15 protein-coding genes are annotated in these 14531 nt (G+C 73.2%); 7 read left to right on the forward strand and 8 right to left on the reverse strand.

What is annotated here, in order from left to right; all coding sequences use genetic code 11:
- Positions 1-185: response regulator transcription factor (locus tag ACFVFQ_RS35610; protein ID WP_383424312.1), on the forward strand; the 185-nt coding region annotated here is incomplete at its 5' end.
- 236 nt (positions 186-421) lie between these two features.
- Positions 422-859 (forward strand): Hsp20/alpha crystallin family protein, encoded by a 438-nt coding sequence (locus tag ACFVFQ_RS35615; RefSeq protein ID WP_383424314.1) that lies wholly within the window; start codon positions 422-424, stop codon positions 857-859.
- Between the two features lie 185 nt (positions 860-1044).
- On the opposite strand, the gene ppk2 is transcribed toward ACFVFQ_RS35615, so the two are convergent.
- The 3 genes from ppk2 to ACFVFQ_RS35630 all read right to left on the reverse strand — a co-directional run bounded on the left by ppk2 (position 1045) and on the right by ACFVFQ_RS35630 (position 4077).
- On the reverse strand, positions 1045-1872 hold the full coding sequence (ppk2, locus tag ACFVFQ_RS35620; RefSeq protein WP_383424316.1) for a polyphosphate kinase 2: 828 nt from the start codon (positions 1870-1872) through the stop codon (positions 1045-1047).
- Between the two features lie 72 nt (positions 1873-1944).
- Complete coding sequence (locus ACFVFQ_RS35625; RefSeq protein WP_383424318.1) at positions 1945-2250, reverse strand: DUF1876 domain-containing protein; 306 nt, start codon at positions 2248-2250, stop codon at positions 1945-1947.
- A 489-nt stretch (positions 2251-2739) separates the two neighbouring features.
- Positions 2740-4077, reverse strand: a complete 1338-nt coding sequence (locus tag ACFVFQ_RS35630) for a nicotinate phosphoribosyltransferase (RefSeq protein WP_383424320.1) — start codon at positions 4075-4077, stop codon at positions 2740-2742.
- A gap of 187 nt (positions 4078-4264) precedes the next feature.
- Here ACFVFQ_RS35630 and ACFVFQ_RS35635 point away from each other — a divergent pair, with 187 nt between their 5' ends.
- Positions 4265-4744: a CBS domain-containing protein gene (locus tag ACFVFQ_RS35635; protein ID WP_383424322.1), complete on the forward strand. Its 480-nt coding sequence runs from the start codon at positions 4265-4267 to the stop codon at positions 4742-4744.
- Between the two features lie 26 nt (positions 4745-4770).
- Here ACFVFQ_RS35635 and ACFVFQ_RS35640 read toward each other — a convergent pair whose 3' ends face one another.
- The 3 genes from ACFVFQ_RS35640 to ACFVFQ_RS35650 are packed head-to-tail and all read right to left on the reverse strand — an operon-like array spanning position 4771 to position 7120.
- Positions 4771-5502 carry a helix-turn-helix domain-containing protein gene (locus ACFVFQ_RS35640; protein ID WP_383424324.1) on the reverse strand — a complete coding sequence of 244 codons (732 nt, stop codon included), beginning with the start codon at positions 5500-5502 and terminating at the stop codon, positions 4771-4773.
- 50 nt (positions 5503-5552) lie between these two features.
- Positions 5553-6416 carry a universal stress protein gene (locus ACFVFQ_RS35645; protein ID WP_383424326.1) on the reverse strand — a complete coding sequence of 288 codons (864 nt, stop codon included), beginning with the start codon at positions 6414-6416 and terminating at the stop codon, positions 5553-5555.
- Positions 6413-7120 carry a CBS domain-containing protein gene (locus ACFVFQ_RS35650; RefSeq protein WP_383424328.1) on the reverse strand — a complete coding sequence of 236 codons (708 nt, stop codon included), beginning with the start codon at positions 7118-7120 and terminating at the stop codon, positions 6413-6415. Before ACFVFQ_RS35650 ends, ACFVFQ_RS35645 begins: the two co-directional genes overlap by 4 nt.
- A gap of 250 nt (positions 7121-7370) precedes the next feature.
- On the opposite strand from ACFVFQ_RS35650, the gene ACFVFQ_RS35655 reads away from it, so the two are divergent.
- Positions 7371-8363 (forward strand): Acg family FMN-binding oxidoreductase, encoded by a 993-nt coding sequence (locus tag ACFVFQ_RS35655; protein ID WP_383424330.1) that lies wholly within the window; start codon positions 7371-7373, stop codon positions 8361-8363.
- An 80-nt stretch (positions 8364-8443) separates the two neighbouring features.
- Here the strand turns inward: ACFVFQ_RS35655 and ACFVFQ_RS35660 are convergent, their stop codons facing one another.
- Entirely contained in the window at positions 8444-10738 is a 2295-nt protein-coding gene (locus ACFVFQ_RS35660; protein ID WP_383424374.1) for a heavy metal translocating P-type ATPase, read from the reverse strand.
- Positions 10739-11211: 473 nt separating this feature from the next.
- Positions 11212-12111 carry a universal stress protein gene (locus ACFVFQ_RS35665; protein WP_383424331.1) on the reverse strand — a complete coding sequence of 300 codons (900 nt, stop codon included), beginning with the start codon at positions 12109-12111 and terminating at the stop codon, positions 11212-11214.
- 273 nt (positions 12112-12384) lie between these two features.
- Here ACFVFQ_RS35665 and ACFVFQ_RS35670 point away from each other — a divergent pair, with 273 nt between their 5' ends.
- The 3 genes from ACFVFQ_RS35670 (at position 12385) to ACFVFQ_RS35680 (ending at position 14494) form a co-directional block, all read left to right on the forward strand.
- A complete protein-coding gene (locus tag ACFVFQ_RS35670) occupies positions 12385-12879 on the forward strand; it encodes a universal stress protein (RefSeq protein ID WP_383424332.1) in 495 nt (164 codons plus the stop codon).
- A gap of 166 nt (positions 12880-13045) precedes the next feature.
- On the forward strand, positions 13046-13504 hold the full coding sequence (locus tag ACFVFQ_RS35675; protein ID WP_383424334.1) for a pyridoxamine 5'-phosphate oxidase family protein: 459 nt from the start codon (positions 13046-13048) through the stop codon (positions 13502-13504).
- Between the two features lie 99 nt (positions 13505-13603).
- Positions 13604-14494 carry a universal stress protein gene (locus ACFVFQ_RS35680; protein ID WP_383424376.1) on the forward strand — a complete coding sequence of 297 codons (891 nt, stop codon included), beginning with the start codon at positions 13604-13606 and terminating at the stop codon, positions 14492-14494.
- Positions 14495-14531 lie beyond the last annotated feature (37 nt).

Here is a 14531-nt window from a genome sequence, read left to right on the forward strand (position 1 = left end):
TCCTCGGCCTCATCGGCGAAGGGATGACGAACCGTCAGATCGGGGCTCGGCTCTACCTGTCCGAGAAGACCGTCAAGAACCACATCTCCCGCCTGTTGGCCAAGCTGGGCGTCGAGCGCCGCATCCAGGCGGCCGTGCTCGCCACGCAGCACGCCGCGGGAACCAGTGGGGAAAAGCACGGTTGAGAGCTCGCGCCGGCGCGCCCCAGATGCCGTGAGCGGTGCCCAGGCACACCGCCCCTCGTGACGGCTCACGGACACAAGAAGTGCCGTCTCGTCCGCATCCGATCTCCGAAGGACTCCGGGCCGAACGGCCCATGGCGCGGCACCCAACGGCTCATTGGCCACCGGCAGGGCGTCGAGCAGGCTCGATGGCGAGGGACACTCGCTCCCTCCGTGGTCGTCTTGACTGAGGAGCAACGATGGGCAACGTACTGCAACGCCACCCGGCACGGACTCTCTCGATGCAGGACGTGTTCGACCGGCTGGAAAGCGGGATCCTCGGTGGGCCGTGGCACTTCGGCACGCATGAGATCCGCATCGAGGAACACCTGGGCGAGGACGCGTACCAGGTCAAGGCAGAGCTGCCGGGAATCGACCCGGAGAAGAACCTGGAGATCGACGTCACCGGAGACTTCCTGACCATCCGCGCCGAGCGAGAGGAACGCACGGAGACCAAGGAGAGCTCCGAATTCCACTACGGCTCGTTCGCCCGCGCCGTACGGCTGCCGGCAGGGGCCCGCAGCGACCGGGCGACGGCCGAGTACACCGACGGCATCCTCACCGTCCGGGTACCGCTGGAGGCGGCGAAGGGCGAGACCACCAAGGTTCCCGTCACCCGCGGGACCCGGGCGAGCTGAGCCGACGAGGCGGGCTGAGCCGGCGAACGTGGTGGCGCCCACCGAACCTCGGCGACCGTCCTGCGCGGCCGGGTAAGCCGCGCTCGCCTGCTCTTCTCGCCCCGTGATCCTGACGCTGCTCGGGTCGTGCCCACCTGCGTATCGAGACGCTGTTGGGTTGGGGAAGGCGAACCCGAGCGTGAGAGTTATCGCTCCAGACCGGCGGCGTGGTCGGGCACGTAGTTCTGTAGGTCGCGCGGTGGTCGCCGGTAGCCGGTGCTCGGTGGCCGGGGTGGGAGTTCCAGTACGGCCGGGGCGACGTCGTGGTAGGGGGCGGTCGAGAGCAGGTGGGCGATCATGTTGAGGCGGGCCCGGCGCTTGTCGTCGCTCTCGACGACGTACCACGGTGCTTCGGGGATGTCGGTGTGGACGAACATGTCGTCCTTGGCGCGCGAGTAGTCCTCCCAGCGGGTCAGCGATTCGAGGTCGATCGGGGAGAGTTTCCAGCGGCGGGTGGGGTCGTCCAGGCGTTGGCGGAAGCGCTGTTCCTGTACGTCGTCGCTGACCGAGAACCAGTATTTGCGGAGCAGGATGCCGTCCTCGACCAGCATCCGCTCGAAGACCGGGCACTGGTGCAGGAAGCGCTGGTATTCGGTGGGGGTGCAGAAGCCCATGACCCGTTCAACGCCGGCCCGGTTGTACCAGCTGCGGTCGAACAGGACGATCTCGCCGGCCGCGGGCAGGTGTTCCACATAGCGCTGGAAGTACCACTGGGTGCGCTCGCGTTCGGTGGGGCGGGGCAGCGCGACAATGCGTGCCACGCGGGGGTTGAGGTAGGCGGTGACGCGCTTGATGGTGCTGCCCTTGCCGGCCGCGTCGCGCCCCTCGAAGACCACGACGAGCCGGGCGCCTTCGGCGCGCACCCACTCCTGGAGCTTCACCAACTCGACCTGCAACCGGTACAGCTCGCGCTCGTACCGGGCCTTGGTCAGCTTCCCGGGCCCGCGAGCGCCGCCTTCCTGGTCTTCCGCCATGCATCGACGGTACGAAGGCTTGCGCTCGCGCGGGCGGGCGCGGGAGCCGAATGGGGCATCGGGCGTTGGCGCCTACGGCCGGGACGCCCGACCGAGTACCTCGGGGGGCCGGCGGCCGGTGTGTTCCCACACGGACTCCCACACGCCTTCCAGATCGTCGGACGCGGTCCGCGCCAGTTGCGCCGCGAGATCGCCCATCGCGCGGCTGGCCGCCAGTTCGTCGCCGATCTCGGGGACGTTCGGGTCGCCCGGACCGCACTGCGCGGTGCCGTGCCCGATGAGCGTCGTGGTGCCGGTGTCGAGGACCACCCGTGCTTTCGTCGTGCTGCCTTCCTCGAAGAGGTGCAGGCGCATCGACCAATCCAAGGTCCTGGTCATGGTTCACCTCCAGGGGCGGCGCGTCGGAAACCGCCGAACGCGACCGCCGGTGCCGTGCTTCGGGCGGACCGATTTCTACGAGTCCACCGTGCCTCCGCGCAGGCTTGCCCCGACAGGGCCGAACCTCCCCCACCCGGAGACGACCGGCCCCTCGCGGTGGGACGTGCGCCGGCCGGTTGCTCGATGCTCGGCGAACTGCCGGCATGCTGCCCCCAGTTGCCGCCCAGACCCGCGAGGGCCGCGCCACCCATGGCAGGTTTCCGTTCGAGCGGGATCGCTGGATGAGGGGCCTTCCGGCCCATGGGGGAGGGACCGAACGGAACTTGTCCGCGGGGCCCGCAGCGGGTCTACTGAAAGTGACAAGGAGGACGGGAGACGCGGAGAAGCGGAGCGAGACCGTGCACCGCGCAATCAGGGCCCGCGAGAAGTGGGCGGTCCTCCTGGGTCACGGGAGCCGGCCCGCCGGTGTGCGGGCCGGCACGTTCTGCGCTACGCGGGCGTGCCGAACACCTCGTGTTCGATGCGTTGTCGGACGCGTCCGGTCAGTTCCATGAGCGCTTCCGACGCGGTGACTCGCACCGGTTCCGGTGAACGGATCTTCCGGGCGGCGGCGGGGAGTTGGGCCACTTCGGCCGCGAGCCGCCGTTGGGCCTCGTCCAGGGGCAGCGATGATGCGCTCCGCATCCCGTGGCGCATGACCGTCGTCAGGAGCGGCAGGCTCCCCGCCGGCGCCGGCTCGTCGGCCAGGCCGATCACATCGGCGCAGCCGGGGCGCCGGAAGACCTGCTTGCGGCCGGGAGCCGTCACCTTCGCCGACGACAGCTTCATCACCGGCCGGCCGGCGTACTCGACCAGCTTGTACGCCGAGTCCAGGAAGGGGGCGTCGGCGCTGACCCCCACCCGGGTCCCGACGGCGTAGATATCGATGGGCGCACCGGACGCCACCAGGTCGTGGACGGCGAACTCGTCCAGGCCGCCGCTGGCGACGATGCGGACCCGCGGGAGGCCGGCGGCGTCGAGGATCGCCCGTGCCCGGAAGGCGAGTTCCTTGAGATCACCGCTGTCCAGACGGACGGCCGAGCCGTCGGCACGGTCCAGCGCGCGCAGCACGCGGGCGGCGACGGCGACGCCCGACTCGGTGTCGTAGGTGTCCACCAGGAACGTGACGGGGCCGGGGTGACAGCGGGCGAAGGCGGTGAAGGCCGCCTCCTCGTTCTCGAAGGCTTCGACGTACGAGTGCGCCATGGTGCCGACGGCGGGGAAGTTCAGGGCACGGGCCGCGGCGACGTTGCTGGTGCCCGCGAAGCCCGTCAACGCGGCCAGCCGGGCCGCTTGCAGGCCCGCGGCGGTCCCGTGGGTGCGGCGCAGCGAGAAGTCCACCACCGCGTGCCCCCGCGCGGCGAGCACGCACCGGACGCACTTGGAGGCGACCGCGGTCTGGTGGTTGAGGAGGTTGAGCACGCACGTCTCGACGAGTTGGGCCTGCGGCAGGGGAGCGGTGACCTCCAGCAGCGGCTCACCGGCCAGGACGACACGCCCCTCGGGAACTGCCCGCACGGTACCCGTGAAGCGGGTGCCCACCAGCGGGAGCAGCGCGTGCAGGGGCCGCCCCAAGACCTCGGCGAACGAGCGGGCATCGGCCAGGCTGACGCGGTACCGGGACAGGTAGTTGAGGACCGACTCGACACCGGCGCACACCAGGAAGCCGCGGTCGGGCGGCAGTTGGCGGACGAAGCAGCTGAAGGTGGCCGGCTCCGTCATCCGCTCGCGGAGGTAGGAGAGCGCCATGGTCACTTCGTAGAGGTCGGTGGTGGTGGTCTCGGACATGGGCGCGCTCCTTCCCTCCGTTTCACCTGCTGCCGCCGCGGTCCGGGCGGCCGATCTCACGTCCGTCTTCGACGCCGCCGCCCGCCGCGGGCCGTTGGGCCCTTCGGCCGGTGACGAGGACGACCGGCCCACGGCGTCGGGCCCGCTCCCGCGCGACAGTGGGCGCGAAGCAGCGAGGAGGCACGCGATGCGGGTCCGCGACGTGATGCGTACGCCGGTGGTCACGGTGGCTCCCGATGCCACGCTGCGGGAGGCGGCGCGGGCGATGGCGCGGCACACCGTCGGGTACCTGGTCGTGGCGTCCGATGGGACGGTCCGCGGTGTGGTCACCGACCGGGACCTGGCCGTGCGCGGACTGGGCGCCGAACGGAGCGCGACCGCACCGGTCAGGGACGTCGCGACCGCACCGGTCAGGGACGTGATGACGGAGCAGGTCCACTCCGTCGCCCCGGACGACGACGTGGACGCCGCGTACCGCACCATGCGCCGCGCGTCCGTCCGCCGACTGCCTGTCCTGGACGCGGGGCGGCTCGTGGGCGTGGTGGCGCTGGACGACCTGTTGATGGACGTCTCCCGACGGCTGTCCGAACTGCTCGGCGCGGTCTCGTGGTGCGTCCTGGCCGAACCGCCGGGCGATGAGTTTTCGCAGGTCGGCCGAGGTTCCTGAGTCCGCCGGAGAGCTCACCGGAGAGCTCATTCGTCCGTGCTGCGATCGGCGCTCGTGGCCGGTGATACCGGCGCACCGGGGACGCGGATGCGCCGTCCCGTCAGACGCGTCGGCCGGATGGCGATCCACTGATACCGGCCCCCACCCACCCAAGGAGCCGAGAACGCCTGCTCCTCGAACCGGCGGGATTCGTAGAAGCCGGTGACCACCTCGGCCGGCCCCACGGCCAGTACGCTCCATCCCTGGCTGAACGCCTCGTCGATGTGGTCCACCTCCAGCGCGGCCTCGTGGCCGGCCGCCGCGGCCGGGCCGGAGTCGGCGTGGGTGCGGTAGCCGATCACGTTGTCGACGACGGTGTAGTTGACCGGGAAGACGGCGGGGGTGTCGCCGAGGGTGACGGCCACCCTGCCGATGCCGTGGCCGGCGAGCAGTTCGCGGCATTCGGCGGGGCCGAGCACCAAGACCTCCGGGTGGGCGCCGGCCCTGCCGAAGCCCGAGGGGAGGTCTGCGGTGCTGCCGGTCAGCTCTGCCACCGTGGTGTCGAGCGCGCCGGCGAGGCGCAGCAGGAACCCGATGCCGGGCTCGGCCGCGTGCTCCTCGACGTACTCCAGGTAGCCGGGCGATGCGGCGGCCCGGGCCGCGACGTCCTCGCGGGTCAGCCCCAACTCCTGCCGGCGCAGCGCCACGCGCCGCCCCAGATCGCTGCGGGGCCGTACCGCTCCGGTGCCGGATTCGGCCGGTGTCGGGTCGGTCGTCATCAGGGACATCTCCTCTCGACGGGCGAGCGCGCCCGCACCCCGTGGCGGGGTCAGTCGTGCGGCACGATCGCCACGGGACAGGGCGCGTGGTGGACGGCCGCGTGGACGACGTGGCCGATGTGGGGGACGGCCCGACCGAGGTGCCGGCGCCCGACGACCAGCAGTTGGCAACCCGCGGTGCCGTGGAGGAGCGCCTGTGCCGGGCTCTCCAGTACCACCTGCTCCGTGACCCGCACGTCCCGGAACTTCTCCCGCCACGGGCGCAGCGCCTCGGACAGCTCGTCTTGGGCGACCCTGGCCGCCTCCTCCGCGCTGGCCCGCTCGGCGACGCCGGCCGGGTCGTAGGCGAACGGCGGCAGGTTCCTGCCGTGCACGGCGCGGAGCGGCACGGCACGCCGGGCCGCGGTCTCGAAGGCGAAGGACAGCAGCCCTTCGGAGGGGGCGTGCAGACTGACGCCGACCGCGATGTCGTCGCTGCCTTCGGCCGGTTGGCGGTCCTGTTGGGACCGCACCAGGACGACCGGGACCGCGACCCGCGGGATCAGGGCGAGGCCGATCTCGCCCAGTGCGAAGCGCGCCACCGGCCCGAGCCCCCGCGACCCCAGGGCCAGCAGGTCTGTCTCCTCGGCGGCCGCCACCAGGGCCCGCAACGGCCGCTCGCGCACGAGAGCCAGCTCGATGGGTACTCCTGGGGCCACCGCCTCGGCCGCGGTCCTGGCCTGCTCGCTGATCAGGTCCGGCCAGTGCGGCATCTCCGGCTTCCACGGTGCGCCCCGCGGCTTCGTGGTAAGGGGTTCCCAGGCCGTCAGCAGCCGCAGTCGGCACTGCCGCAGCTTGGCCTCCTGGGCCGCCCACTGGGCCGCAGCCAGGGCCTGGGGCGTGCCGTCCACGCCCACGGTGATGAGGTTCTTCATGACGGCGACCGGCTTTCCTGGGACGGTTCTTCGTCGGCCCCGCGCGCCTGGTCGCCGGTGGCCTGAGCCGACTTCAGGTCTTCGGACACCGACACCACCCCGTCGACGCTCTCGCACATCCGCACCAGCACGGGAATCAGCAGCAGGTCCGTCACCGAGCCGTGGAGGGCCACCTGACCCCGCTCGACGTCCACGGTCACGCCCGACGCACCGAGGCGCGCCGTGCGCCCGATGACCTCGCGCGTGATCTCCTCCCGGATCGCCCGGTCCTTGCGCAGGAAGACCCGCAGCAGGTCGGCGCGGCTGACGATGCCCAGCAGGGCGTCCGTCTCGTCGACCACGGGAAGGCGCTTGAGCTGCTGCACCTCCATCAGGCGCGCCGCTTCCACCACCGTCCATTCCGGATGGGCGCAGACCGCCGGAGCCGACATCAACTCCCCTGCGGTACACCCTTCCGCCCGGGCCCGTTCCCACGCTTCCAGGTGCGGCAGCGGTGTCCGCCCGGACAGGTCGGTGCGGTCGGCCGCCTTGCGCAGCAGATCCGCCTCCGACACGACGCCGGCCGGCCGACCGAGAGAGTCGAGCACGGGCACCGCGCTCACCGCGTTGTCGGCGAGGGTCTGCGCGATCTCCTTGAACGGGGTGTCGATCCGCACGCTCACGACCTTCCGGGTCATCAGCTCACCTATCGTCCGGTGCTCCATCTCCGTCTCCTTCCGCCGGTGCGGCCAGCGGTGCGGCCTACCCCAAGCGTGGCCGGGCCGGTGAACGGTCGGACATGAGCCACTTGGCCCCTTCCCCCGGCCGGGCGTCCCCGGGAGGCCGACCGGACCCCGCCCAGGGCCCTATGGCCCCTGATGCCGCCGGCGGCGCTTGGCGACGCTGAAGACGCCCCTGCCCCTGCCACCCGTCCGTGCCCGGCAACGGCACGGCCCGATAAGACCGGGAGGCCCGGTGCTCACCCCCACCGCACTCGACGACAAGGCCGTCGGGGCACTGGTCGCCGACGCCACCGCCGCGCCGTCCATGCACAACGCCCAGCCGTGGCACTTCACCTACTCCCGCGCGCGGCGCACCGTCACTCTCTCCGCGGACCTCGACCGGGCCATGCCGCTGGCCGACCCCACCACCCGTGGACTCCACCTCGGTTGTGGCGCGGCGCTGCTGAACCTGCGGTCAGCCGCGGCACACGCCGACCACCGCGCCGTCACCACCCTGCTACCCGACCCGCGCACCCCCACGGTGCTGGCCACCGTCCGGCTCGACGTTCCCCGCGAACCCCTGGAGGTGTCCCTCTCCGCGCTCCACTCCGCGATCCACGAACGGCACACCAGCCGCTACCCCTTCGCCGAGCGACGCATCCCCGACAGCATCCGTGCGGCACTCGTCGAGGCCGCGGCCAGGGAAGGGGCCCGGCTCGCGTTCCTGACCACCCCGCACCGCGAGGCGGTCCTCGACCTCCTCCTGCACGCCGAGGGCTACGACCGCATGGACGAGCGTCGGGAGGCCGAACAACGCGGCTGGACCCGCGACGCCTCCGCTCAGTCTCCCGTCGACGGGATACCGGACTACGCCTTCGGACCCGTCAAGTGCGGCGGCCGGGCCCCCATCAGGAACTTCGCCAGCCGCCACCACGTCGCCGGCCGCCCCTACGCCGACTTCGAGCAGCGCCCGCAACTGGCCTCCCTCAGCACGACCGGCGACAGCGCCGCCGACTGGCTGCGCGCCGGCCAGGCACTGCAGCGCGTCCTCCTCCTCGCCACCCGCGAGGGCCTGGCCAGCTCCTTCGCCTCGCAAGCCGTCGAATGGCCCGACCTGCGCTGGTTGCTGCGCGACCCGCTCTCCGGCCCCGGCTACGTCCACATGATCCTGCGCCTGGGCTACGGACCCCAGGGCCCGAGCACTCCGCGCCGACCGCTGGACGAGGTGCTGACGATCACCTCGTGACCCCGTGAGGGCCCGGGCCGCCACCGCCTGACGGACCGGGATCGAACCCTGCGAACGTCAGGACGAACGCCCTGCAAACGTCAGGAGGAGAGCGAGAAGTAGCTCTCCTCCTCCTGGCTGAAGTGCAGCCGCAGGACGGTGTGGAGGCCGTACAACGACGCCCGCAGATCGTCGAGTTGCTCCGGCAGCAGGGTGCCTGCGGAGTCGGCCACGGCGAGGTGCGAGGCGATGCGGCGGGCGAGGCGTTCGATCTCGGCGTGCGCGCGGCTCATGGTCTCCGTGGCGTCCGGGCCGCCGAGTTGGGAGTTGAGCGCGGGGTAGAGCTGGTGCTCCTCGGCGTACTCGTGGGGGAGCAGCCGCTCGGTCAGCAGGCGGTCGACGCGGCGCACGGCCGCCAGGGCAGCCGGGCCTGGGTCGGCGGAGAGCAGGTTCGCCGCGTCCCGGATGGCGTCCAAGACGCCGCGTAGTTCCTCGTGTTCGGCGGCGAAGCGGTGGATCAGGCGCTCGGCCGCCGGTTCGAGGGGCGGCCCGCCGGTGCCGCGGGCCGGCAGCAGGACGCGGAGCGCGTTGAGGATGGCGGCCACGTCGATGCCCTCTTGCAGCAGCGCACCGGGAGCCGGTGGCAGCAGCCCCAGCAGCGCCGCCGCCATCGCCAGCAGCGACATCACCATGCCGCCCGCCGCGCTCTGCACCGCGATCCGGCGGGCCCGCACGGCGAGGTCCATCGCGTCGGCGAGCCGGGCGACCCGGTCGGTGGTGAGCACGATGTCGGCGGCCACGGATGCCGAGGTGGCACCGCGCGCTCCCATGGCGACCCCGATGTCGGCGGCGGCCAGGGCCGGGGCGTCGTTGAGGCCGTCGCCGACCATCACGGTGACGGCGCGCTCGCACTCGTCCCGCACGGCCCGGACCTTGTCGGCGGGCAGTTGCCCGGCGGCGACGTCGTCCAGCCCCAGGACCGTCCCGACCTGACGGGCCGGCTCCGGGCGGTCCCCGGTGAGCAGCAGCAGCCGCGTCAGGCCCGCCGCCCGCAGCCGCCGCACGGTGTGCGGGGCCTCGCGACGCAGCGGGTCATGGAGCAGTACGGCGCCGGTGAGCGCGCCGTCCACGGTGACCCAGGCGACCGCCGCCCCGTCGAGCAGCGCCCGGTTCTCCACCCCCCGGGCCCAGGCCGGCAGTTCGGCCGTAGGCAGATCGGTCTTCCCGACGGCGATCCGGCGCCCGTCGACGGTACCGGTGGCGCCGCGCCCCGGTTCCTCGACGACATCGAGGGGCAGCGAGAGGGCCAGATCGCGGTCGCGGGCCTCCCGGGTCACCGCCTCGGCCAGGACGTGCACCGAGACCTGATCGACCGAGGCGGCCAGCCGCAGGACCTCGGTGGGGGAGGGACCGCCGGGCACCGCCGCCACCTCCAGCACCCGTGGCCGACCCGCCGTGAGCGTCCCGGTCTTGTCGAGCACCAGGGTGCGGGCCCGGCCCAGGCTCTCCAACGCCCGCCCGTCCCGCACCACCACGCCCCGCCGGGCCGCCCGCGACATCCCGGAGACGACGGCCACCGGCACCGCCAGCAGCAGCGGGCACGGCGTCGCCACGACCAGCACGGCCACCGCCCGCACGGCCTCCCCGCTCAACGCCCAGGCGCCGCCGGCCAGTCCGAGCGCCAGCGGCAGGAACCACGCGGCGTACCGCTCGGCGAGCCGCACCGCCGGCGCCTTCTCGGCCCCCGCTTCCCGAGCCAGCCGGACGACCTCCGCGTACGTGCTGTCCCGCGCCGTCGCGCCCGCCGTCACCTCGAAGACGCCGCCCGCGTTCAGCACGCCGCTGCGCACGCCCTCGCCGGTCCGCCGCTCCACCTGCGCCGGCTCCCCGGTGAGCGCCGACTCGTCCAGCACCGCCGTGCCCGCCGTGACCGTGCCGTCCACCGGCACCACCTCACCGGGGCCGACCACGAGCACATCGTCGACGGCGACCTCCGTCACGTCCACGGTGGCGACCTCCGCGCCCCGTCGGCGACGGGCCGAGCGCGGGGCACGCTCCAGCAGGGCCCGCAGATCGCGGTAGGCCCGACGACTCGCGGCGGCCTCCAGGGCCCGACCGGTCGCCAACATCACCGCGATCAAGGCCCCGGCGAGGTACTCACCGACGACCAGGGTGCCGGCGAGGGCCAGCACCGCGACCAGATCGACCCCCAACCGCCCCCTCCGCAGGGCCTTGACGACCCAGCCGACGGCCGGCACGACGCCGATCAGCGTGCCGACCGCCCAGCAGGCGTCGGCGAGCCCGGACAGGCCGGCCAGCCGCGTGACACCACCGGCCACCAGGGCGGCCACCGTCGCGACCAGCAACCACCGATCCAGCGGCCGCCGGGCGTCCACCGCTCGCGGCGCCTGCCCTGCCGCTGCCCGGTCGTCGGTGCCTTCCACGGCAACCATCCCGTCCCGCCGGGCCCTCTTGGAGACTCCGGCGTCGAGCTCGTGCCTGAGACGGCCCGCAGGCCGCCGGGGCTCCACACCAGCACGGTCTCCCACCGATCGCCAGGGCCGGACGGTCCACTGCCGGGCCGTCCCCGGAACTCCCCGCATCGCATCGACCGCCCACAGGCGACTCGCGGCCGCCCGGCAGACCGGGGCGGCCGCCCCGGGGGGCGACCGCCCCGGCCGCGGAGGACCATTCCGCGTACATGCCATCGTCGGCGATGCGGTGCCCGGTACCAAGGCCCGGATGGGGCAGTGCGGAGGGCCGTACGGACCCTCCGGCGTTCACATCAGCGAGCGTCCGGGCCGGGGGCCGGCACCGGGACGCGCGTACGGCCGACGACGGCCGCCCAGGCGCTTGGGCCCACCGCCCCTCACCCACCGCTCGGCTGCACGGGGACGATCGCGACGGTGCATGGTGCGTGGTGCAGCATCGCGCGGTTGACCGGCCCCAGCTGTGGGCCGAGCGGATCGGCACGTCGGCGCGCCCCGAGCACCAGCAGCTCCGCCCCTTCCGCAGCCCGAAGGAGCGTCGGATGCGCGCGGCCCGCAACGACCAACCGGCGCACCGGCACGCCGGGATGACGCGTAACGCACCGCGCAACGGCACCGTCCAGCCCTTCCGCCAGCCGCTCCTCGGTCATCTGCCGACGCAGGGGTGGGAGCCCGACGGACAGGCCGCCCCCGGGGGCGAGATGCTCGCCGTGGCGGCCCGGCCGGGCGTGCACGACGGTGACGCCACAGCCGCGCAACGCCGCCTCCACGAAGGCGAATTCGGCCGCTGCCGGCGTCCGGTCCGGCGCCCCGAGCCCGAGCAGGACCCACCGCCCGCCCGCGCTGCCGGCGCCACCGCCGGGCCGCACCACGACCACCGGGCAGTGTGCCCGCGCCGCCAGGGTCAGGCTCACCGCCCCCGCCACGACGCCGGACAGGCCGTGTCCCCGGCTGCCGACCACCACCATCGCGGCGCGGTCGCTCGCGTCGACCAGCGCATAGACGGGGTCCTCGTCCTGAACCACGGCCGACACGGCAACCTCCGGCCGGCGCGACGCGACCCGCGCCTCGGCAACGGCGACCAGGCCCCGCGCCGCGGCATCCCGCCTCAGCCGCGGGTCCGGTCCGCCGGACATCTCCGCGTCGCCGTACTGTTCCCACTGCGACGCGTGCAGGAGTTGCACCGGGCAGCCGCGCAGAGCGGCCTCGTCGGCGGCCCAGTCCACCGCGCACAAGGCGTCGTCCGAGCCGTTGACACCGACGACCAATGGCGCACGCATATCGCTCACCGCTCATCACCACGTTCACCGGAACCGGAGCGCCGTCATCTGCGACGGCCCCGGACCCGGCCTCCACACGGTCCGATCGGTCCGATCCTCCGCCCCTCGCCGCATCCAGCACAGAGGCCGAACGGCCGTTCCGAGGCCGGGTGGTCCCGACGATGCGGCCCGGTGGCCCCATGCCCCGTGCTGCCCGTCGGCCGGACCCTGACGTAAGAGCAGGCCCGCGGGAGCGGCGCCGTTCCCGTCGGGAGGCGGATCGCGGAGGTCGTCATGAGTGGAGAGCCGGCGGACAAGGGGAAGGGGAAGGCAAAGGGGAAGGGGAAGGACCGCATCGTCGTGGGTGTCGACGGCTCGGATTCCTCGAAGGAGGCGCTGCGTTGGGCGGTGCGCCAGGCCGAGCTCACGGACAGCACCGTGTGTCCGGTGACGGCGTGGGAGTACCCGCCGCTGTACGGCTCGATCGGCTGGATCGACGCACCGCGGGAACTCGCCGCCGACGTGAAGAACGCGGCCGGCCAGACCCTCGACCAGACCATCAAGGACGTCGTACCGCCGGAGCAGATGGCCCGGGTTTGCGGCGGCCTGGCGTACGGGACTCCCGTCGCCGTGTTGCTGGACCAGGCCAGGGACGCCGACCTGTTGGTGGTCGGCAGCCGTGGCCACGGAGGGTTCGCAGGCGCTCTTCTGGGTTCGGTCAGCCAGCACTGCACGCAGCACGCGCCGTGCCCGGTCGTGGTCGTCCGGGAGAAGACGCGCGGAACGTAGACGGTTCGGGGTGGGACCTGTGCATCCGCAGGCAGGAGGCCGTCGTCCTCGGCTTCCAGGGCGGGGCAGCCGACGGAGTCGTCCGACCCGAAGGGACCCGATCTGCCCTCTGTCCGGGGACCACCGGCCCTATGCCAGGTCCGCACACGGTGCGGACGATGCGGGCATGGAGCGGCAGAACGGCTTGCGGCAACTGGACCGGCAGGAGTGCCTGCGACGCCTGGCGCTGGTGCCCATCGGGCGCATCGTGTACACGCACGAGGCGTTGCCCGCGGTCCTGCCGGTCAACTTCTCCCTGGACCAGGACCATGCCGTGGTGTTGCGGACGTCCGCCCTGTCGCGCCTGGCGCATGCCGTCGACGGTGCCGTCGTGGCGTTCGAGGCGGACTGGTTCGACGAGGCCGCGCGGTCGGGGTGGAGCGTGAGCGTGATCGGGCGGGCCGCGTTGGTCACCGATCCGAAGGAGCAGGAGCGGCTGCGCGCGGTCGGGCTCCGCTCGTGGGTGACGGTGGTACAGGACGCGTTCATCCGGATCGCTCCCGAGCTGGTGACCGGACGCCTCCTGGAAGGGCATCCGCGAGGCGGCGACAAGCACGGGGCGACGCGACTGGCCGACGTCTCATGACGTCGAAGTCCCCCGAAACGGCGGGGTGTTCGGGGATTGTGCCGAGAGCGCCGGGCCGGGCGGAGGGACATCGGCGAGTGCGACCGGGAGACGACGATGATGGCTGCAACGGATGCGCGTCGAGCGATCGTGGTGGGCGTGGCGGCTGACCCCGCTCAGCGGATGGCGCTGGCCTGGGCGGCGGACGAGGCGGCGCGCCGCCGGGTGCCGCTGTGCGTGGTGCATGCCGAAGGGGTGCCGACCAGTGGGTACCGCGACCTGCGGGTGCGGCCGTCGTGGGAGGAGTGGAACCAGGCGCTGCACGAAGCCGGCGAGCACGTTCTCCGGCGCGCGGTGGCGTTCGTCGAGGAGCGGCAGCCGCGGGTGGAGCTCTCCGCAGTGTTGGCCGAGGGCAGACCGGAGTGGGTCCTGCGGCAACAGGCACTGGACGCCGTCGCGTTGGTGCTGGGCTCCCGGCACCTGGGCCGGTTCGCGGAGGCGTTCAGCCCGGCCTCCGTCGCCCTGCCCGTGATGGCGCACGCCCACTGCCCCGTGGTTGTGGTCCCCGAACCGGAACACGTCACCCAGGACCCCCGGTACGTCGTCGTCGGGGTCGACGGCAGCGCGCACTCAGCGGCCGCCGTCGACGTCGCCTTCGAGCACGCCGCCGCGCACGACGCCGTTCTGCGGGCCCTGTACGTGCGGCGTCCGCGGCGGTTCGGCGAGCGGGACGACCCGACCGAGGAACAGGAGTGCCGCAGCCTGCTGTCCGAGACCGTGGCCGGCCGCACGGCGACTTACCCCAGTGTCGAAGTGCACCACGAGGTCGTCGTCGGTCACCCGGTGGAAGCGCTCACCAAGGCATCGGCCCACGCCCTGTGCCTGGTGGTGGGGACCCGGGGGCGGGGCGGTTTCACCGGCATGCTGCTGGGCTCCGTCAGCCAGGGCGTGCTGCCCTACGCACAGTGCCCCGTCATTGCCGTGCCGCAGCCGCCGAGGCACGCCGTCTGAGGGCGGCGGAGACGCGGGCACGGCCGTCGCAGCGCGC

It is taken from the genome of Streptomyces sp. NPDC057743 (assembly GCF_042798755.1).
Lineage (GTDB): Bacteria > Actinomycetota > Actinomycetes > Streptomycetales > Streptomycetaceae > Streptomyces.

Bases quoted from the DNA above. Each gene is read 5' to 3' on its own strand.
- ACFVFQ_RS35615 (WP_383424314.1), top strand. From the start codon at position 422: ATGGGCAACGTACTGCAACGCCACCCGGCACGGACTCTCTCGATGCAG.
- ppk2 (WP_383424316.1), bottom strand. From the start codon at position 1,872: ATGGCGGAAGACCAGGAAGGCGGCGCTCGCGGGCCCGGGAAGCTGACC.
- ACFVFQ_RS35625 (WP_383424318.1), bottom strand. From the start codon at position 2,250: ATGACCAGGACCTTGGATTGGTCGATGCGCCTGCACCTCTTCGAGGAA.
- ACFVFQ_RS35630 (WP_383424320.1), bottom strand. From the start codon at position 4,077: ATGTCCGAGACCACCACCACCGACCTCTACGAAGTGACCATGGCGCTC.
- ACFVFQ_RS35635 (WP_383424322.1), top strand. From the start codon at position 4,265: ATGCGGGTCCGCGACGTGATGCGTACGCCGGTGGTCACGGTGGCTCCC.
- ACFVFQ_RS35640 (WP_383424324.1), bottom strand. From the start codon at position 5,502: ATGACGACCGACCCGACACCGGCCGAATCCGGCACCGGAGCGGTACGG.
- ACFVFQ_RS35645 (WP_383424326.1), bottom strand. From the start codon at position 6,416: ATGAAGAACCTCATCACCGTGGGCGTGGACGGCACGCCCCAGGCCCTG.
- ACFVFQ_RS35650 (WP_383424328.1), bottom strand. From the start codon at position 7,120: ATGGAGCACCGGACGATAGGTGAGCTGATGACCCGGAAGGTCGTGAGC.
- ACFVFQ_RS35665 (WP_383424331.1), bottom strand. From the start codon at position 12,111: ATGCGTGCGCCATTGGTCGTCGGTGTCAACGGCTCGGACGACGCCTTG.
- ACFVFQ_RS35670 (WP_383424332.1), top strand. From the start codon at position 12,385: ATGAGTGGAGAGCCGGCGGACAAGGGGAAGGGGAAGGCAAAGGGGAAG.
- ACFVFQ_RS35675 (WP_383424334.1), top strand. From the start codon at position 13,046: ATGGAGCGGCAGAACGGCTTGCGGCAACTGGACCGGCAGGAGTGCCTG.
- ACFVFQ_RS35680 (WP_383424376.1), top strand. From the start codon at position 13,604: ATGGCTGCAACGGATGCGCGTCGAGCGATCGTGGTGGGCGTGGCGGCT.